Here is a 20,145-nt window from a genome sequence, read left to right as displayed (position 1 = left end):
GATTGTAATGACCGAACAAAAACCGAAAAGAAAATATGAATGGATAGAAAAATGGGTAAAAATGACTGGAGAGCGTGCATTAATCGATGCAAAAGCAAATAATACGTATATTGTATATAAAAAAGACGGAGTATGGGTAAAACACTATCCTGACGGTGAAATTGTTCCTGACAAGTTAAAGTGGTCCTTTTTCTCATTAGGTATTTAGAGTTTTGTGGTACGTAGTCTATCGCATATAATTCAACATAGTCTAGATACCGAAGTTCTTATCCAATCATTTTTCCCGCTAGTTCATTGTTTAAGTAACGAAAATATTCATTTGTTGCTTTTTTATCTTCAAAAGTGCTTCTTCCGCTTCCGTATTCATGAATCGCCCAATATAAAAGTGATTGTTCATTTATTTCCTTAGATAAATGATAAATTAGCCTTAATATTAAAGCAGGCTTCGTTTAGAGAATGCCTGCTTTAATAAATGAATCATTTTCCTTTTATTCTTCTATTCCCAATTTGTTTTTTGTTTCTCCGATGCTTGATAAGAAAACAATGGCATCTGCTAACCCTTGACGGTAAACTAAATGGTTTTGTGAATCAATTAATTGGAAGATTACTAATTTTAATTGTTCACATTTATGTGGGTTAATATCTAATTCTTCAAGACTATTTTCTAATGAATAAAACACTTCTTGTAGAGTCTTGTTATTAGTGTTTACCAAAATGTCCTCAACACGATTATTAGTAAATTGTGTTAACGCTTCTTCAAAGTTCATAACTGACTCATCACACCCTTTTATTATAAAATTGAATAAAAATATTCATTATCATCATAATTTTACAACGAGATTGATTGCTTGTAAAATGAGAAAACGATAAACTAAATATAAATGGATAATTTATAAAAGGAAAATGAGAAATGATTAATAAAAAAGCTGGAAAATTAATGCGGGAGATAAGAAAAAAACATAATATTTCAATGATAGATTTAGCAAATGCTATACAAGTCTCACAACCTCGGTTATCAAGAATTGAAAATGGCCAAGAAATTCAATTAACCGTCATTGCTGATTTCTGTAAGTACTTTGATATTCCGTTAAGTTCGTTTTTTAAATCAATAGAATTTGAAGACAAAGAATCGAAAAGTCTGGTCATTGACGATCAACTTAGTGAGATGATTTCTTCATTAAATGAGGAACAAAAAGTCGCTATGTACACGTTTGTAACGTCTTTAAGAAAATAAAAGAACGAATCGTAGGCCTCCCAATCAAGGAGGCTTTTAGTATGTATAATATTTCCTTCTTTTACTACTCTTCCGCTAATGAGGTGTGTATTGAGGCTATACGCATTAGAGCTGGAAAGTATCGTTAATAGCTTTATAACAAGGGGCATTAATAAAGCCTTTTATATAAAAAAGAAAGTGAGATATAGAAACTCGTTGCTTATTTGATAAAACTAATTTCATTACCAACAACAAAACACGTTTTCACCCTAGTAAGCGTGTTTCTGTACAAAAAAATTCATCGGTTTATATTTTTAACCTATAACACTAATCTCCTTTGCTATATTCAACAATGGGAGCCAATCTTGAGGTGATTGGCGCCCATTTTACAATTTAGTGCTGATTCTACAATAAGCATTAACGATTTTCAGTAATAAATCCGTTGAATAGTAATATTTGTATTTTTTTTCCTTCCTTATAAAACTGCATGGGAGTCTATCAATCTATGTCGCTTAAATTAGTATTATTGATCCGTTTTTAATGCGACACTTGTGATGATTGATAGCAAAGTGTTCATTATTGGGATTAGGATGTCTAGGATATTTATTTTTGATAAGAATTTTATTTGATTGAGAAGTTTCGAATACAAAAATATCATTCTTATAAGTCTTCTCAATCATACTTAGTAACTTAACTGTTTCGATATCATAATAACTGGCCTTATCATTTGCATCTCCACTACACTGACCGTAACCAAGAAATAAATGCGTTGTTGATTCAAGTGTTTTCTTAATTTCTAGTCTATTTAAATTCATTGCAGTACTGTATTCTGATGGTGTTAAATTATGAATTAAATCATAGATCTTGGTTGATTTAGGTTCATAAAAAGGGTAAAGGTTATAAAACCTTATCCAATTGATTTCAGGAATGTTCTTATATATGTATTCAGTAACAAAGTTAATGGTATCATCTGAGTCAAAGCTATCAGCAGTACTTGGATTCATCAGGATACAGGATGCAATGCCTTTCTTTAAAGGAATCCTCAGAGAAGTTCTAATTTCAACTTTACTGTTTAGTTGACGCTTTCCTGCCTTTATTCCTCTAATTTTAACTAGTTTGGAGTCATAACTTCTTTTGGCCATTTTGTCACCTACTTTTTAAAAAATACTATAAATAATAATATCATATTGGTATAAGTAACCAGTTAATAGAAGATTCTTGAAGTTATATAAAAGGTCGGTCGCATTTCCGGTGAATGGATCTGTTCTTATAAAATGGATGTAGAAATTAAGAAAACAGCTAACCTTCTCATGTGAAGATAGCTGTTTTTTTAAATAAATTTGCAAAATAAACGAACACTTATTATCTGTCAAATTGACAGGTTAAGAATAAGATTGGCAGATATATCATGTTCAATACTTCAAAGTATTGAACATGATACCATAGTACTATAAAATAAGGGTATCAAGCTTAATCAATACTTATGTTCATAAATGCAACTCAAATTTTAATGAAAAGGGGTGGTTATTTGAAATATGGGTATGCAAGAGTAAGTACGATGCATCAGGATTTACAGGTTCAACTGAAACAGTTAGAGAATGAAAACTGTGACAAAATATACTCCGAAAAATATACAGGGACAAACAAAAAGCGGCCTGAATTTCAGAAGTTGATTGATATGTTACAAGAAGGAGACACATTGGTCGTTACAAAATTAGACCGTTTTGCCCGAAGTACACAGGATGCTCTTGAAATCATTAAGGATTTATTTGAACGAAATATTAAAGTTCATGTACTGAATATGGGGGTTATTGAAAATACTCCTACTGGACGGTTAATATTCACGATATTCTCTGCGTTTGCTGAGTTCGAGAGAGACATGATCGTAGAACGAACCCAAGAAGGCAAATTCTTGGCCAAACAGAAACCTGATTTCCGAGAAGGTAGGCCCAGAAAATTTTCACGGCAGCAAATTAATCATGCCTTATCATTACTAGAAAATCATTCGTATAAACAGGTTGAGGATATGACTGGGATTTCAGTATCTACTCTTGTTAGGGCTAAGAAGAAAAGTAAGGCCGAGCAAATCAGAACAAAGATATAATGATAGATGAATAATAGATTACATACATGGAGGATTATTCAATGAATGAAGAGTTAAGACGTATTCAAACAGGTGCTAATATACAGGAAAAAGCAAATTTAATTTGGAGTATTGCTGATGCTTTAAGAGGCCTATATAAGCCGCATGAGTATGGTGAAGTCATTTTACCGATGACAGTGATTAAACGATTCCATGACACTTTATTGCCTACAAGAGACAAGGTTTTAGAAACATACGAAAAGGTCAAGCACTTAGAAGTAAAAGATGGATTTTTACAAAAAGCATCTGGTTATGTTTTTTATAATATCAGCAATTTCACTTTTGAAAATCTATTATCGGACCCGAATAATATCGAGGAAAATTTCCTTGCGTTCCTACATGGATTTTCCGAAAACGTACAGGATGTTCTAAAGAACTTTGACTTCGAAAGAGAGATTACAAAACTTGCTAATAATGATAAGTTATTTTTTATCATTCAAGAATTCAACGCGGAAAAAGCTTATATGGGTCCTGATAAAATTACAAGTACGGATATGGGTTACATTTTTGAAGATTTAATTAAAAAATTCTCTGAGAGTTATGATGAAGAAGCAGGATCACACTTTACAAGTAGGGATATCATTTATTTAATGACAGACTTACTTATTGCAGAGGAAAAAGATGTTCTTATTGATGAAGGAGTTGCTAAGACAGTATACGATCAAACAATGGGTACTTCCCAGATGCTAAGTGCTATGGAAGAACGATTAAAAGCATTAGATGCAGAAGCCGAAGTAACAACTTTTGGTCAAGAAATAAACGAACAAACATATGCTATTGCGAAAGCAGATACAATGATTCGTGGCGGTAATCCTGAGAATATGAAATTGGGCAATACGTTAACAAATGACCAGTTTGAAGGTTACACATTTGACTACTGTATATCGAATCCTCCATTTGGAACGGATTGGAAATCTGAATATAAAAAGGTTAAGGAAGAACATGATAAAGGTGAGAATGGGCGTTTTGGAGTAGGCTTACCGAAGAAAAATGACGGTCAACTTTTATTTTTACTTAATGGTCTAAGTAAATTGAAAAATACTGGGAGAATGGCAATTATTCATAATGCCTCAGCCCTTTTTAGCGGAGCAGCTGGTAGCGGTGAAAGTGAAATTCGCCGATATGTAATTGAAAATGACTGGTTAGAAGCGATTATTCAGTTACCAAATGATAGCTTCTATAACACAGCAATCTCTACGTATATTTGGGTATTAACGAAAAATAAGCCAAAACATCGAATTGGTAAAGTTCAATTAATAGATGCCTCAAATATGTATGAGAAAAGAAGAAAAAACATTGGTAGTAAACGAGTTGATTTAACACCTGATTGTAGAGATATTATTGTAAAAGCATATGGTGATTTTCTTGATAAAGAATATTCTCTAGGAGAGAGAACTGTACAATCTAAGATATTTGATAATATTGATTTTGGGTACTATAAAGTAACTGTAGAATCTCCACAGTTTAATGAAGATGGAAAGGTATTATATAAAAAAGGAAAGCCTGTAGCTGATCCAGAAAAAAGGGATACTGAAGAGATTCCTTTAAAAGAGAATATTCAAGCATATTTCGAGAATGAAATTAAACCTTTTAATCAAGATACTTGGCTTGACGAAAGTAAAACAAAAATTGGTTATGAAATACCGCTTACTAGACTGTTTTATAAATTTGAACAACCGTTGAAATCTGATGAAGTTGCTAAAAGGATAAAATTGTTAGAAGAGGAAATTGTAAAAACCTTTGAAGCATTATCTGGTCAGGAGGTTGAGGTGAATGAATAAGACACTAAAAGATAGTGGGGTTGAGTGGATAGGTGAAGTACCTCAACATTGGAAAATTGAAAGAATAGGTAACTTATTTAAATTAAGAAATGATAAGGTTTCTGACTTGGATTTTGAACCGTTATCAGTAACTAAAAAGGGAATAGTAAAACAATTAGAGACAGCGGCAAAATCCAATGATCATTCTAATAGAAAAAAGGTTTGTGTAAATGATTTTGTAATAAATTCAAGATCAGATAGAAAATTGTCTTCAGGCATATCACCATATAATGGTTCAGTCTCATTAATAAATATAGTATTATATTGCAACACATTGGAACCTTCATTTATAAATTACTTACTAAAAAATTATGGATTTGCAGAGGAATTTTATCGTTGGGGAACAGGGATTGTTGCTGATTTATGGTCTACCAATTATGGGAGAATGAAAAAGATACTTGTTGCATTTCCGCCAGATATAGAAGAGCAAAAAAAGATAGCAGATTTTCTAGATGAAAAAGTAGCGAAAATAGATTCATTAACTGAGAAAACAAATATCTCTATTAAAGAACTAAAAACATACCTTCAATCACTAATGTTTGAAGCAATAACAAAAGGATTAAATCCTAAAGTAAAGATGAAGGATACTGGAATAGAGTGGATAGGAAGTATACCTAGTCATTGGAAATTGAGTAAATTAAAAAATATATTTGAAATAAAAAAAGTGATCGCAAATAGTTTAGGCTATGATGTACTATCTGTGACACAGCAAGGGTTAAAGATAAAAGATATTGAAAGTAATGAAGGACAACTCTCTTCCGATTACAGTAAGTATCAAATTGTTGAAAGAAACGATTTTGTTATGAATCATATGGATTTATTGACTGGTTGGGTCGATTGTTCAAAATATATTGGAGTCACTAGCCCAGATTATAGAGTATTTCGATTTAAGGGGAACAATGAACAGAATTCAAATTATTATAAATTTTTGTTGCAAGCTTGTTATCTAAATAAAATCTTTTATGGCTATGGTCAAGGAGTTTCTAACCACGGAAGATGGAGACTTCCTACTGATGAGTTTTTAAATTTTTATATACCAATTCCAAGCCTTAATGAACAAATAGAAATAGCGAATTATTTAAATGAAAAAGTATTAAAAATTAATAAGTTAATTTCTCAAAAAGAAAAACTTATCGAGGGATTAGAGAATTATAAAACATCTCTTATATATGAATATGTCACAGGTAAAAAGGAGGTTATGTAGTTGACTATCCAAGACAATGAAAAAAGATTTGAGGAAGATATAGAGTCATACCTCCTATCTAATGGTGGGTACGTAAAAGGTGATCAAACAAATTACTATAAAGAAAAAGCATTTGATATCAATCAATTAATCGGGTTTATTAAAGAAACACAAGAGAAGGCTTGGACAAGATACGAAAAAATTTACCAAGCTGATTCTGAGAAAAAGTTATATAAGCGTCTAAATGATGAAATAGAAACGAATGGATTGCTGCACGTACTTCGGCATGGAATTACTGATCGAGGTGTAAAACTTAAAGTAGCTTCATTTCGTCCTGAATCCACTCTAAACGAGAAGGTTATACAAGATTATAAATCCAACCGATTAACAGTAACGCGTCAATTTGCTTATTCAACTGACAATCATAATACATTGGACATGGTTCTATCTTTGAATGGTATTCCAATTGTAGCACTTGAATTGAAAAATCAGATTAAGGGTCAATCCGTAGAAAATGCTAAAAAACAATTTATGTATGACCGGGATCCTCGCGAACAAATTTTTCAATTTAACAAACGTGTGTTGGTATATTTTGCAGTCGATTTGTATGAAGTATGGATGACAACTAAACTAAACGGCAAAGATACCTTCTTCTTGCCGTTTAATCAAGGTTCTAACGGTGCAGGTGAAGTGGGTGGAGCTGGAAACCCTGTTAACCCGGAAGGATACGCAACAGCATATTTATGGGAAAAGGTTCTAGCAAAAGATAGTTTGATGGATATTTTGCAAAGATTTATGCATTTGGATGTAGAAAAGAAAAAGGTAATAAAGAATGGAAAAGAAACAACCAAAAACTCTTCAAAACTAATTTTCCCACGATTTCATCAGTTGGATGTTGTAAGGAAATTAGTGAATCATGTTCGTATAAATGGTAGTGGTGAAAATTATTTAATCCAGCATAGTGCAGGTTCAGGCAAGTCAAATAGTATTGCTTGGCTGGCTTATCATTTATCAAGTTTGCATAATGCAGAGAATAAGTCTATTTTTTCTTCCGTAATTGTTGTGACTGATAGAACCGTTTTAGACAGACAGTTACAAGATACAATTTCAAGCTTTGACCATGTTACCGGGCTTGTAGAGACTATCGGTGAAAATAAATCCTCAAAGGATTTAAAAAATGCCATTAACGATGGGAAAAGAATAATCATTACTACTCTTCAAAAGTTTCCTGTTATTTATGAAGAGGTTGAAGTGAATAAAGGTAATAACTTTGCCATTATCGTTGATGAGGCCCACTCTTCTCAAACAGGGACAAGTGCTAAAAAGTTAAAGTCGGCATTAGCTGATACTGAAGAAGCATTAAGAGAATATGCGGAGATTGAGGGAGAACTAGAAGCCAATCAACTAGATCATGAAGATAAACTTGTTAAAGAATTATTAACACATGGAAAGCATAGTAATCTTAGCTTCTTTGCCTTTACTGCTACACCGAAAGAAAAAACATTAGAGATGTTTGGTGCAAAACAACCTGATGGTTCATTTAAACCATTCCATATCTATAGCATGAGACAAGCTATAGAAGAAGAATTTATTTTGGATGTCCTACAAAACTATATGACTTATAAAACTTCATATAGAATCGCTAAAGATGCACCAGATAATCCAGAACTCCCAGCTTCGCAGGGGGTTAAAGCAATTCGAAGATATGAATCATTGCACCCACATAATTTGCAGCAAAAAACAGCGATTATGATTGAACAATTTCGTGATGTAACGAGAAATAAAATGAAGGGAAGAGCAAAAGCAATGGTTGTTACAGCTTCCCGATTACATGCAGTACGTTACTTTCACGAGTTTAAAAATTATATAAAGAAAAAAGGCTATACTGATATGGATGTTTTAGTGGCATTTTCAGGTGTAGTGAATGATAGAGATGAAGAGTTTCGAGAGTCTAGCTTAAATAAAACCAAAGATGGTAAAAGAATTTCTGAAAACCAGTTGAAAGAAGAGTTTCATACTGATAGCTTTAATGTGTTGATTGTTGCGGAAAAATATCAAACTGGTTTTGATGAACCGTTGCTGCACACGATGTTTGTTGATAAAAAGTTATCGGGAGTAAAGGCCGTCCAAACATTATCTAGATTAAATAGGATGCATCCTGATAAAGAAGATACCTTTATTTTGGATTTTGTTAATGAAGCCGAAGATATTAAAAAAGCCTTCGAGCCTTACTATGAAGTAACTTCATTAGATAAAGAAATTGATGTTAACTTGATTTATGACACTAAAACGAAATTGCGTAATTTTAAGGTTTATAATGATCAAGATATACAACAATTAGTAAAGATGTATTTTAAAGAGGGGAAACAAACAGATACGGATTTAGGAAAAATGGCAAGTGCCTTAAAGCCAATTATTAATCGATATCAGGAGCTTGATGATGAAACTCAGTACACGTTTAGAGTAACTGTCCGTAATTTTAATAAGTGGTATTCCTATATTACACAATTAACTCGAATGTTCGATAAAGAATTACATGAAGAATACGTATTTACTTCTTACTTAATTAAATTTATTCCTAAGAACAAACGAGAAAATATAAATATTGAGGACAAGTTAAAACTTGAGTATTACAAATTGGAACGGACTTTTGAAGGTAACATTGCGTTAGAAAAAAATGCTGGTTATAACGTATTGAAAAATCCTGAATCCATTGACACCGGGGTAAAGCCTCTAGAAGAAGATGAGCTATTGGAAAATATAATTAAACGCGTGAATGAGCGATTTGAAGGTAAATTTACAGATTCCGATAGGGTAATAGTAGAAGGAATATACAAAAAAGCAGTTAGAGAAAATAAGAAGCTAAAACGATTTGCACAAAATAACGATGCAGAGATATTTGAAAAAAGTATCTTTCCAGATGTGTTCGAAAGAGTGGCACAGGAATTATATTTAGAACAAATGGGATCATATTCAAAGCTTTTTGAGAACCGTACATTTTACAATACTGTATTAGAGGAAGTGGCCAAAGAGGCCTATAAAGAATTAAGAAGATAAAGTGAAAATCCTGTAGTATTATACATATACTGCAGGTTTTTTGTTTCAAAATTATAATGTATTCAGGAGGCCGCTATGGAAGTGTTAAGGGTACAAGAAAAACAAATAAAAGAATTGACCGAATTCATTATTGATAAGAAGTTAATCTTTCACCCAATAATTTCACCTAAAGGAACTCCCGACTTCTCCAATTATTTTGGTGAAAAGTATATTCTGATTATTGATAGAAATATCATGACAAAGATTGTAGAGCTTTGTAGCAACGGCACTCTAAAAGACATGCACATCTTAAAAGTGGTTAGTAGCTTATTATTTTGGTCACATTTCAATGATGTAGCGATCACTGGTGGATTAGCCCTAAATGAATATGCGAATATTAAAAATAGTAATGATGAAGCAAGTGCCGAAAACAATTTATTTTTAAAGATGTTCGATCAATATCCTACTAAAACATGGCTTGATCTTTTTGAAAGAAAAATAGACTCAGTACCGAAAATTAAAAACCTAAGCAATAATGAATATGTATTTGATGTAAAAAGTAGTCATCAACAAATGCATTTAGCAGAAATGCTGCATATTTTTTCTTTATACTTGAACCAAGAACTCACTGTTACCGAAAAAATGATTGAACTTTTAAAATGGATTGATAAAAATATTCTATTTTGTATTTACACAGTAGTATACGCTGCCCTTCTCTTTACAAAGCAGGTAAAGCAACCGAAATTAAAGGAATTTAAAAGCATCGACAATATTATTAAAAATAGTTCAAATCAAGCTTGGGATTTAACATATCTGTCTTTCTGGAGTACTCTTTATTGGTATGAAAATACAGGAGATACCATATATCTGTTTGCCACGATGGATAAAGATTTAAAGAAAGTTTTTATCAATGCTCATAATACAGATGATAATTTATTCATTAGATACTTTGGAGAAACGGAAGGATATCGAATTAATGTAGAGTACAAAAAAATACTTAAAAATCGCCCTCTCTGTTAGGATAGATGTCGTACGATACTTTAGTGTTATAGTTAAGTAAATAACACGGAGGTTGATCGATATGACTGAAAAAAATGGAGCACGATATACGCAAGAACAAAAAGAGGCTATTATCAAACGAATGATGCCGCCAAATAATGAATCTGTACCGGTAATCTCGAAAGAATTGGGTATTTCAGATGTGACGTTGTACAAATGGCGTAGGGCAGCGCGCGCAGATGGTATGGCCACTCCCGGTAATGGAAAAACAAGTGATAAATGGAGCAGCCAAGATAAGTTTTTAATCGTGATGGAGACGTTCGCGATGAATGAAACGGAGCTTGCCGAGTATTGTCGTAAAAAAGGTTTGTATCGTGAACAAATTGAAGCATGGAAAACGGTATGCCTTCAAGCAAATGGTCAGGCCTTCGACCAAAGTAAACAGCTAAATGGAGCTCTGAAGGAAGAACAGAAGCGTGCTAAGGAATTAGAAAAAGAGCTTCAAAAGAAAGAAAAGGCACTCGCAGAAGCTGCGGCTTTATTACTTTTGCGAAAAAAGGCCCAAGCGATTTGGGGGGACAACGAGGAAGAATGATTAGCCCGTCAAATCGCGCATTAGCAGTTGAACTCATCCAAGAAGCTAATCAAAATGGTGCGCGATTAGCGAAGGCTTGTGAGGAACTTCATATTAGTGTTCGAACATATGAGCGCTGGGTGGAAGATGGAAACGTGAAAGTCGATCAGCGTCCATTTGCGAAAAGACCCATACCGAAAAATAAGTTGTCTGAAGAAGAAAAAGAAGAAATTCTGACAGTGATTAAGCAGAAAGAATACGTCGATTTACCGCCGACACAGATTGTACCAAAGCTGGCAGACAAAGGAACTTACATTGCTTCAGAATCAACTTTTTATCGAGTATTACGTGAAGAAAAAATGCAACATCATCGTGGTCGGAGTCAAAAACCTGGTAAAAGAGTCCCTGAGAGTCATCTGGCAACAGCACCAAATCAAGTGTGGACATGGGATATTACGTGGCTTGGCGGACCCGTGAAAGGTTTGTATTATCGACTCTATTTAATTATCGATTTATTTAGTAGAAAGGCAGTTGGTTGGGAAGTTTGGGAAACAGAAGAAGCAAAGCACGCTGAAATGCTTGTAAAAAAAGCAGTCATCAATGAAAAAATACAAGGGGCACCACTTATTCTGCATTCAGATAACGGTAGCCCGATGAAAGCTGAGACATTCTTAAGTTTACTAGAGAAATTGGGTATTCAAAGCTCCTTTTCAAGACCGCGTGTGAGTAATGATAATCCATACTCTGAGGCAATGTTTCGGACACTCAAATATCGACCAGATTATCCGCATAAAGGCTTTGTATCACTCGATGAAGCAAGAAAATGGGCACAGCAATTTGTCCATTGGTACAACGAAATCCACCTGCATAGTGGGCTAAATTTTGTGACGCCTGTGCAGTGTCATACCGGAGTACACATAGCCATATTGGAAAAGCGAAAAAACGTATACGAAGCAGCAAAGGATAAGCATCCAGAACGTTGGGCAAGAGGAACAAGAAATTGGGCACCAAATGAGAAAGTAGCACTCAATCCAATGCGAGATGAGGGACAGGTTAACGTATTGAGAAAACCATAAGATCCATATTTCCTGGTGATTTGAATTGAAAGCAAGCTTTTCCTTTCAATTCAAATCACCAGGGGACTCAGCGCAGCGCGGTAGCCTTGACTTAACTAGGGCATTGAGAAAATTCTATTAGAATACTAAAGTAGCTAAATGCGACAACTATATTGACAAACACCGATCGGAAGAAACCTATTGTTAACGATGAACTAATATCTAAACTAGTGGAGAGTGAAATAATAAATCTCAATAAATTGCTGAGTTAGTAAGATGTCTAGGAGAAATCTAGCTTATATAGGCTAAATTTTCTTTACAATAGGAACTTAGTATAAAGATAAAAGGAGATATTAAATGATAAACTTTCCGTCATTGATTTATAAGGATTTAAAAGAGTTTGCTCTTAGCTGTAAAATGGAGTTAATAGTAGAAGAACCTTATGATTTTGTATATCCAATCGAATTGCTGAATTACACAGATGAAAAGGTATGGGAAGAGTGTATACCAATTATCAAGGAGTTTAATATAGATATCCTGAGTAAACTTCGAAATAATGCAAATCTCTATACAATTTACATACGTAGGTCGAAAAATGATAAATGGATGCCTATGTATGTAGGTGAACGTAAATCAGATGGAATGAGGGAAAGGATAACGCAGCATTTAATTAATAAAAATGCAGCAACAGGATCAAAACTGGCAGAAGTAAAGGAAGTTATTAGAAGTGGAGGTTCTATTGGAGTTTCTTTTATAAAAGTGGAACCTGAATCTCTTCGATTATATGTTGAAGAAAATATAATTAATAATTCGAGTGCGGATATTTTAATCTGGAATAAACAAGGAAAAAACAATACTATATAAGGGGGATTCAATGAAAAAAATAATAGTAAATAAAGTACGCTGCAAAAAGTGCAATGACATTATTGAATCAAAACATAGCCACGATTTCAAGGTCTGTGGCTGCGGAGCAATTTTCATAGATGGAGGAACAGATTATCAACGGTACGGGTGGGGAATAAATCAAACAGAAGAAAAGTCAGTACTAGAAGATTATATTGATTTTAGTTATTCTGTTTATGAAGAAAATAATTGAATAGCTGCAACATTAACCAGCATGAATTAATAATTGTTTAGAGATCCTAGAGATCATCGAAGAATTTAATTCCAATTACAAAATTTTAGTATAGTTAAAATTTGTAATTGAGCTTTGGCTAGATCATACATGGTGGAATATAAGGTATGAAGGTAAAATCATCCTTGATATTTATGAATTTGTTTGGAATAATATATTTGCGATGAAGCGGCCTCTATGGTCGGAAATTTTATGGTTTTTGGTAGGAACCATAAAAAATTAGGTCCTACAGTTCAAAACTGTGTGGACCTTTTTACATTTAAGTTGAATCTTGACTTTAAATAAAAGTCCTCAAATAAATTTTGTCACTCATCATAGTGGTATTGCTTTACTGTGTGAGTATTGCAAAAAACCGTAACCTCAATTTATACTATGGTTACGGTTTTGACATTATAATAAATCAACCTGTTCAGCATACTGTCTTAGAAATTCATAGAATTCATGGTTATCAAGTTCATGTAATTCTTTTATGAAATATGTCCTTCTATACTTTTCCAATTCATAATCATGAGTATAATAATGGATATCCTCAAAACTCATATAGGGTTCATTGTGTGATAATATTAATGATTTTAAAATAGCATAATTATCTTCCGGTTCATCACAATAATAAAATGTTTCTAGATTAGAATCATAATCCCAAACAGTATAAATATAATTATCCTGTTCAAACCATTTCCTTTTCTCATTTTCTATTGCTACTTCATCTCCGAAGAAAATCAATGGAGTAACATCTGTTTGAAGTTCAAAGATCTCAGTTATATGGTATAAGTTATAACCGGTTTCCCAGTGTAACCCTACAAAAACATAAAGTCCTTTATCTTTCCAAAGAATATTTAATAATGATGAAATATCTGTTCCTTCTTCTTGGAAGTTATTTATGGTCTCTTCAGCAAAGTATTCATCTTTTAAATATTTTACTGCTTGCTTCTTAAGCTCATTAATTGTATTTACAAAAAACTTTCCATCGATATTCTCTTCATTTAACGCCATCATTTCTACATGTAGTGCCTCGTATTGCTCGTTATTTAATTTCATTGTAAACATCCCTTCAACTATTTGAAATATTATACTTTCAAATGTTATATATTCGAAGGGGGATGGTGGACAACCTAAATTTCTTTCGATGTTATAACCACTGAATTAAAAAACGTACCAAAGTATGATATACCACTATTGTTTCACTGTTTGAAATTCGCATAGATTATTGGAGCTACCCATTTTTAAATTATAAATTTAAGGTTCCAAGATAAGTATGACTACCAAAATCATTAAGATTTTCGTTATTTAAGAAATCAATTGTATAATTTTCATTTGAGACATAAATATGTACCTTATTTGTTACACATTCAAAGGTAATATCTCCTGCTGAATTTTGAGTAATTTTGTTATATCCTTGATAGTAATTTAAATTTTTTGATGGGGCTTCACCGATAATAATAATTTTAGGGTCTAAATTATCAAGTATTTCTTGAGGGATTTTTCCACTTTCTCTTCCATGGTGAGGTGCAAATAATATATCTACTTTTGGCCATTCGACTTCATCTTTGATTTTTTCCATGAAATCCGTTTCTAAATCTCCCAACCACAAAACAGTTACACCATTTTCGAGACTATATTTTATGATTGCTGAAATATTATTAGGGCTTTCACCATTTTTTGCCTTATCTAATGCATCTTTAAAATCGGCATTATCAGTATCTGGCCATAAAATATTGATTCCAGCACTTCCTCTCTCTTCATCACTTTGATTCATCCATTTTCTACTTACTCCTTTTTTTATATAAAAGGCTTTTTTAGAGTCATCTCTTAGTTCACAGTATTTTTTAAAATCTACTGTTTCATCTTCTTTTGTTGCTTCATTCTTAACACAATAAAAGTTATTGATTTCTAATCTTTCATCAAGATATTCCAAACCGCAAATGTGATCTTCATCAGGATGTGTTGATATGAATCTCCTGATTCCTTTATCTCGTGACTCAGACAGGATTTCATCTACGATGGTTTCTTTGTTATCATCGGATAGATAGCAATCTATTATTGTAAAATTATCTGAACCGTGTTTGATATAAAACGTATCTCCATTACCAACAGAAAAGGATTTAATGATACTCATGAAAACACTCCTATTTATAAGTTTTATTCTTCTTCATCACATACTTCTAACAGGGTTCGTGCATACGCTTTTGCTTTAGAATGAACAGTTTCCTTTGTAATCAATAAAATAAAGAATATTATTAGGATAGTGACAGCGATAGATAACCATACAACATTGGGTATTAATCCTAAGTCAAAATTATATCTCTCATAAACAATTGCTGATGTAAAAACTAACACTAGGAGATTTATAACTAACCCCCATTGCTTCAAAGCCCAAAAATTTCTTGCAAATCCATAACTAATATTATCACGAAATAGTAAAGGGTATTTTTGAGTATCTCGTGTCTTTTTTAAAAGCCATCTAATGGCTGATTCATAGACTATATCAGCTTTTATTGGATCGTCTAGTTCTTCTCGGGGTTTAGGCATGACTATGTTAGGTACGTGATTATTAAGATATTGATGGTATCTTTCTTTGGTAAATACATCTAATGTTGTATCTCTATGACGCAGCAATCTTGTACTGGGCATTCCGTCCCAAATAATAATTAATTTATCTTGCTTTTTTTTACCTAGTTCTCTAGATAACTTTCCTAAATAATATGAGATTCCAACAAAAAAAATTGAACCTATAGCAGCTGACAATAAATCCCTAAAATCTTCAAATAAACAATACACCGAAACAAAAGTAGGTAAAAAAATGATTAGTACCGGATAAAGCCGTGCTTGCCGTTCATATGGATTAAATAAATCTTTTAACATATCCAACTTTTGTACCTCCTTTTCTTGTAGATATTAACTATGGAATGTAAAATAATATTTATTATTATTCTATCGAACTAGAAAAAAAGTTCAATAAATTTATATAAAACATTCAAATCCTCTTGAAAATTGGATTGTAAAGAGGTTTAAAAGGTAGCATTACAGGAATTAATTTGAAGCTATTAAGTCAAAATCGTTATTTCGTAATTGGGCTAGATTGTTGTAAATATAGTCTAATTCCTCGGTAAAAATAGTGTTGTATTAGACTTTTTTCTCTGTAAATCCTATGAGTTTTTAAATCAATATTTTTTAATATTACTTAATGAATAAATACATTGGCAACAAGTGGTGGATCTTGTGACAATCTCTGTTAAGACGAAGGTAGAAGTAGTGTATCTTTATAACAGTAATCACGGTTAACAATATAATTTTGCCAAGTAAGATGAGGCATCTGTGGGTATGGGTGAAGATTGTTTATGTAATATAGTTAGACCTAATCGACTTTTCATAAGATAAATTTGTTATTTTAAGAGACAAATTTTATGGAATGGGTTAAAAAGAGATAATGTGTAATATAAAATGATAATGTAATAGATATTTTATTTTTTTATATGAGCAAATTTAATAAAAACGGCCTTTTGGTCAAGATATCAGTTAAAAATCATCGGTAAGATGTGTGACGAGAAAAATCGTTGGCATTCTTAGCGATGTTTTTTTATATAAAAAATCAAATGGAGGGAAACAAATGGAACAATTAAAAAGATATTATGTATTAAGGAAAACAAAGGAGACAGATGAAGAATTCGCGATGATTGATGCAATGACGCTAGATGAAGCTAGAGCAATCTTTGAAGTTCGGCATAAAGCAAATAAGGACGCAATGATAGAAGGAGAGGCATTTTACATTTTTCAAGCAAACGAAATGCTGATGTTTAATGAAAATCATCGATTAGTATTTCCGAAAGGTTCAATGAGTATTATTCAAAAATGGTAGAAATGAAGTTATAAAGATATGAAGGATGGCTTCTGTTGGATTCTAACAGGAGTCATTTTTTTGTACATATTACTTACTATCAAGTTGATAATTGTATGGACAGTGTCCTAAACATCAAGTGTTCCGTGTATTACTTGATTACTTCGACTAGCCTGTCAGAGTGATATATGGTAACGATTAATCGTAACTAATGTAAGACACTAGAACTGACAAAATAAAAACAAAATCAATTAAATAGAGAGTTTGCTAATGTTTGTCATGGTATCTCATATTAGTTACCAATCTCATGATAAGGGCTATTTTTATGAGGTAATAACGATTGAAAAAGTTCATTACTTTGAATAATAGTTACCATCTATCGTAACGATTGATAAAATTGGGGAAGAAAACTACGAAGGATAAGATGAGGAAGTATTGATATTACAGCGATTCATTATGGTATCTATTAATGGTATCGAATGGTGTATTCTGATAAATATCACGTATGTATGCAAATCATTCAAAATGAATGACTGCACCTAAACAATATTGATTAGTATTTACATAGTGCTTCATATATTGTTTTATCATTATGTTTTAAAATAGAAACAATTACTTTCAAACCAGATTGTATTGCTCGACTTGCAACTGCAGGATCTGATGCAAATCGTTTCATTATGTTCTTTTTCCGTTTTATTCCACTACTAATTGTAGAACGGTTGGAAAAGCTGTTGTCAGCTATTACAATGTCTATAATGTGAAGGGCATCCGGATTCTTTTCAGCTAGTTTGGCATAATTAAATACTTTTTGGACCAATGTTTCGATGGGTTCCGTACCCATATCTAATTCAATATTTATTATCGCATCCCTTGATTTTTTACTTCCTTTTAATTTAATTATCCAATCTGGTTTTACAATCGTCATTGTGACGCCATTTATCTTTGTGCTAGATTTATCTACTGTCATATACTTTGCAACTTTCGCATGATATGCCCCATTATTTTGTCGATGTAGGTTTTTGTCCTTTTTTATCCATTCTGTGTATGGGAAGGTGGCTGGTGAATGGGAGAATGATGTTAAATCATATAGAATAGAGTATTTTATTTCATCTGTATTTGGATCTCTTACTACCTCAGCGTTTAAATTTGTTAAAATATTGATAGCTGCCTGTTGCGTAAACAAAAAATGCATAAGGTTCTTTTTTTGATTGAATTTGTAGATTTTTGATTTGTTGTAAGAATCGTCCAGTAGTTTGTTTTCTATTAACAAATCAATAGCCTTGCTACCAATACACAAGAATTTAAACCGTTCCCCGTTAAAACCTTCACTATAATGTTCGCTACGAATTAAATGATATTCCTCAAATTTTCGAATTCGATTTTTAAAGCTATATTCTGCAATTTTCATTTCAAATAAGTGTTTCGCAGCTTGATAGAATTGTTGCAGTGTTAACATTCGTTGCTGTTCTAAGAATAATAATAGTTGTAAATCAGATGTAGTTAGTTCCAACCGTTGTCTTGCATTTTTCTTTAAGATAGTTTTATCCTGCATTGTCTTTTCTCCTTTCTTTAGGGTGAATGATATTTGTTTGGCAGAACACTTTTGTGAGTTCATTTTTCACTAATATTGTCAGCACAAAAAAATGCATCTCGAACATTGCCAATAACGTGAGTAATAGACTTTTCACAAGTAATATAGTTTGTCCAATCAATCTTGCTCGACAAAGTACATTACTTAGGCATCGCTATTTAATAGAAAGTGTTCTTTAAATAGTGTACTTTTGGATTTTGATATTTCTAGTCATTAATGTACAACTTGGAAAAAATTAAAATATCGTAAGGAAACGGAAATTATAAAAAACAATTTTTATTGGCAAAAAATGAATTTTTGAAAGGCATTAGAGAACAAGGTTTAAGATGGAATGCCAAAGCAGTCGGAGTTTTAGGGGATTATGGGATACAGAAAGATTAATTAGAAAAAATGATTGAGTAAATTATTTATACAGATTTTATAAAAATGGATTTACTAAACAAACGGGCCATTTAATTGCATAACACTTTCGATAAAATTGGATATTTATGTTAAATTGGAATTATTAAGAATAGAAGAAAAGTGGGTGTAAGGTAATTGAGTTCACAAATCATCATTGTTTTAATCTTAAACTTTATAATATCTTTGATAGGGACTTTGGCGTATTCTGTCCGAATGGTTGGTGTTAGAACAGGCAAAATAGCTGTTTCATTTGCAGTATTTAATATCTTATCGTTAGTATCAAGAATGGCGGTGACATTTCAAATTCCGTTATTAACCAAATATGTAGAACATAACTCTGATTCAAATGATTTATTACATATATTTAATGTCATAATTTTAGTATCGGGTATTGCTACAATTGTTGGTGCTTTTTTAATTCCAACATTTCAAAGGATTTTTTATAAAGGGGTATTAAATTTCTCTGTCGAACGGTCAATTCCTAAACTTGTTATCCATAGTTTTTCAAAAGCTGGAGTTAATTACATAAAGGATTGTGTCGCAATCCCCGTAAAAGAGAATATAACAGGATTGAATTTAAGGAAATTACCTATAAAAATAATAATTTATAATCTCATTGCAGTTGCCTTATTAACGGTTGGAGCCTTAGCACCAATATATGCAGGTAGTATCGCTCCAGATTTAAGAGCAACATGCGTTACTTTATCTTCCATCATAAATGGGGTTGCGACTATTCTCATGTCCATATTAATAGACCCGCAGTTATCGGTTATGACGGATGATGTGATAGAAGGAAATTGCACAGAAGAAGATTTTCGTGCAGTTGTAATTGGGATGGTAGGAAGTAAAACATTGGGAACATTCGCATCGCTATTACTAATTATTCCTGCTTCGTATTTGATTGTATTTATTGCAAAAGTTATATAAGACTCTTTTTTATAACAAGGATACACTTCTTGTTGTACTAATGGGTAGCTAGAGTTCAATAAGCGCGGGCTATCTCCAGTAACACTGATCTGCAACAATCGGGCGCTTTAATGAAGTAACTAAAGCCAAATTTCTCAATACTGAGAAATTTGGCTTTTTATATTTTAATTACCATAACTTTGTAAATTATTATTCTCCTTACTCTGCCATTCCCTTACAATAGAGAATTAGA

General features: G+C 32.4%; 18 protein-coding genes. 12 read left to right on the top strand and 6 right to left on the bottom strand.

The features are described from left to right. Nucleotides 1-7 precede the first annotated feature (7 nt). Nucleotides 8-208 carry a hypothetical protein gene (locus tag BQ5321_RS14090; protein WP_071395079.1) on the top strand — a complete coding sequence of 67 codons (201 nt, stop codon included), beginning with the start codon at nucleotides 8-10 and terminating at the stop codon, nucleotides 206-208. Nucleotides 209-488: 280 nt separating this feature from the next. On the opposite strand, the gene BQ5321_RS14085 is transcribed toward BQ5321_RS14090, so the two are convergent. Then, nucleotides 489-767: a hypothetical protein gene (locus BQ5321_RS14085; RefSeq protein ID WP_071395078.1), complete on the bottom strand. Its 279-nt coding sequence runs from the start codon at nucleotides 765-767 to the stop codon at nucleotides 489-491. A gap of 143 nt (nucleotides 768-910) precedes the next feature. Here BQ5321_RS14085 and BQ5321_RS14080 point away from each other — a divergent pair, with 143 nt between their 5' ends. Next, nucleotides 911-1,234 (top strand): helix-turn-helix domain-containing protein, encoded by a 324-nt coding sequence (locus BQ5321_RS14080; RefSeq protein WP_071395077.1) that lies wholly within the window; start codon nucleotides 911-913, stop codon nucleotides 1,232-1,234. A gap of 491 nt (nucleotides 1,235-1,725) precedes the next feature. Here the strand turns inward: BQ5321_RS14080 and BQ5321_RS14075 are convergent, their stop codons facing one another. Next, entirely contained in the window at nucleotides 1,726-2,355 is a 630-nt protein-coding gene (locus BQ5321_RS14075; RefSeq protein ID WP_071395076.1) for a DUF1643 domain-containing protein, read from the bottom strand. A gap of 386 nt (nucleotides 2,356-2,741) precedes the next feature. Between BQ5321_RS14075 and BQ5321_RS14070 the strand changes: the two genes are divergently transcribed. From BQ5321_RS14070 to BQ5321_RS14030, 8 genes are all read left to right on the top strand, one after another. After that, nucleotides 2,742-3,317: a recombinase family protein gene (locus BQ5321_RS14070; RefSeq protein ID WP_071395075.1), complete on the top strand. Its 576-nt coding sequence runs from the start codon at nucleotides 2,742-2,744 to the stop codon at nucleotides 3,315-3,317. 41 nt (nucleotides 3,318-3,358) lie between these two features. Further along, nucleotides 3,359-5,137, top strand: coding sequence for a type I restriction-modification system subunit M (locus BQ5321_RS14065; protein WP_071395074.1), 1,779 nt, complete (start codon nucleotides 3,359-3,361; stop codon nucleotides 5,135-5,137). After that, nucleotides 5,130-6,380 (top strand): restriction endonuclease subunit S, encoded by a 1,251-nt coding sequence (locus BQ5321_RS14060; protein ID WP_071395073.1) that lies wholly within the window; start codon nucleotides 5,130-5,132, stop codon nucleotides 6,378-6,380. The genes BQ5321_RS14065 and BQ5321_RS14060 overlap by 8 nt, the downstream gene beginning before the upstream one ends. Continuing rightward, nucleotides 6,381-9,416: a type I restriction endonuclease subunit R gene (locus BQ5321_RS14055; RefSeq protein ID WP_071395072.1), complete on the top strand. Its 3,036-nt coding sequence runs from the start codon at nucleotides 6,381-6,383 to the stop codon at nucleotides 9,414-9,416. Nucleotides 9,417-9,491: 75 nt separating this feature from the next. Then, nucleotides 9,492-10,415 carry a hypothetical protein gene (locus BQ5321_RS14050; RefSeq protein WP_071395071.1) on the top strand — a complete coding sequence of 308 codons (924 nt, stop codon included), beginning with the start codon at nucleotides 9,492-9,494 and terminating at the stop codon, nucleotides 10,413-10,415. Nucleotides 10,416-10,476: 61 nt separating this feature from the next. After that, nucleotides 10,477-12,044, top strand: a protein-coding gene (locus tag BQ5321_RS14040; RefSeq protein WP_234978411.1) for an IS3 family transposase whose coding sequence is annotated in 2 segments (ribosomal slippage) — nucleotides 10,477-10,954 and nucleotides 10,954-12,044 — 1,569 coding nt in all. Because the reading frame shifts where the segments join, the coding sequence is not laid out codon by codon here. Between the two features lie 336 nt (nucleotides 12,045-12,380). Further along, a complete protein-coding gene (locus BQ5321_RS14035) occupies nucleotides 12,381-12,887 on the top strand; it encodes a hypothetical protein (RefSeq protein WP_071395069.1) in 507 nt (168 codons plus the stop codon). Nucleotides 12,888-12,897: 10 nt separating this feature from the next. After that, nucleotides 12,898-13,119: a DUF7695 domain-containing protein gene (locus BQ5321_RS14030; RefSeq protein WP_071395068.1), complete on the top strand. Its 222-nt coding sequence runs from the start codon at nucleotides 12,898-12,900 to the stop codon at nucleotides 13,117-13,119. A gap of 429 nt (nucleotides 13,120-13,548) precedes the next feature. Here BQ5321_RS14030 and BQ5321_RS14025 read toward each other — a convergent pair whose 3' ends face one another. The 3 genes from BQ5321_RS14025 to BQ5321_RS14015 form a co-directional block, all read right to left on the bottom strand. After that, a complete protein-coding gene (locus BQ5321_RS14025; protein ID WP_071395067.1) occupies nucleotides 13,549-14,196 on the bottom strand; it encodes a hypothetical protein in 648 nt (215 codons plus the stop codon). Between the two features lie 190 nt (nucleotides 14,197-14,386). Next, nucleotides 14,387-15,274 carry a ComEC/Rec2 family competence protein gene (locus BQ5321_RS14020; protein ID WP_071395066.1) on the bottom strand — a complete coding sequence of 296 codons (888 nt, stop codon included), beginning with the start codon at nucleotides 15,272-15,274 and terminating at the stop codon, nucleotides 14,387-14,389. A 23-nt stretch (nucleotides 15,275-15,297) separates the two neighbouring features. After that, nucleotides 15,298-16,026: a hypothetical protein gene (locus BQ5321_RS14015; protein WP_071395065.1), complete on the bottom strand. Its 729-nt coding sequence runs from the start codon at nucleotides 16,024-16,026 to the stop codon at nucleotides 15,298-15,300. A 739-nt stretch (nucleotides 16,027-16,765) separates the two neighbouring features. Between BQ5321_RS14015 and BQ5321_RS14010 the strand changes: the two genes are divergently transcribed. Further along, nucleotides 16,766-17,014: a hypothetical protein gene (locus BQ5321_RS14010; RefSeq protein WP_071395064.1), complete on the top strand. Its 249-nt coding sequence runs from the start codon at nucleotides 16,766-16,768 to the stop codon at nucleotides 17,012-17,014. A 532-nt stretch (nucleotides 17,015-17,546) separates the two neighbouring features. On the opposite strand, the gene BQ5321_RS14005 is transcribed toward BQ5321_RS14010, so the two are convergent. Continuing rightward, nucleotides 17,547-18,545 carry a replication-relaxation family protein gene (locus BQ5321_RS14005; RefSeq protein WP_071395063.1) on the bottom strand — a complete coding sequence of 333 codons (999 nt, stop codon included), beginning with the start codon at nucleotides 18,543-18,545 and terminating at the stop codon, nucleotides 17,547-17,549. A gap of 576 nt (nucleotides 18,546-19,121) precedes the next feature. Between BQ5321_RS14005 and BQ5321_RS14000 the strand changes: the two genes are divergently transcribed. Further along, the gene (locus BQ5321_RS14000; protein WP_071395062.1) at nucleotides 19,122-19,913 is read left to right on the top strand and encodes a lipid II flippase Amj family protein; all 792 of its coding nucleotides are present in this window, start codon (nucleotides 19,122-19,124) and stop codon (nucleotides 19,911-19,913) included. Nucleotides 19,914-20,145 lie beyond the last annotated feature (232 nt).

The sequence above is a fragment of the Bacillus tuaregi genome, from assembly GCF_900104575.1.
GTDB lineage: Bacteria > Bacillota > Bacilli > Bacillales > Cytobacillaceae > Bacillus_BD > Bacillus_BD tuaregi.
This window is presented reverse-complemented; position numbering and strand designations above follow the sequence as displayed.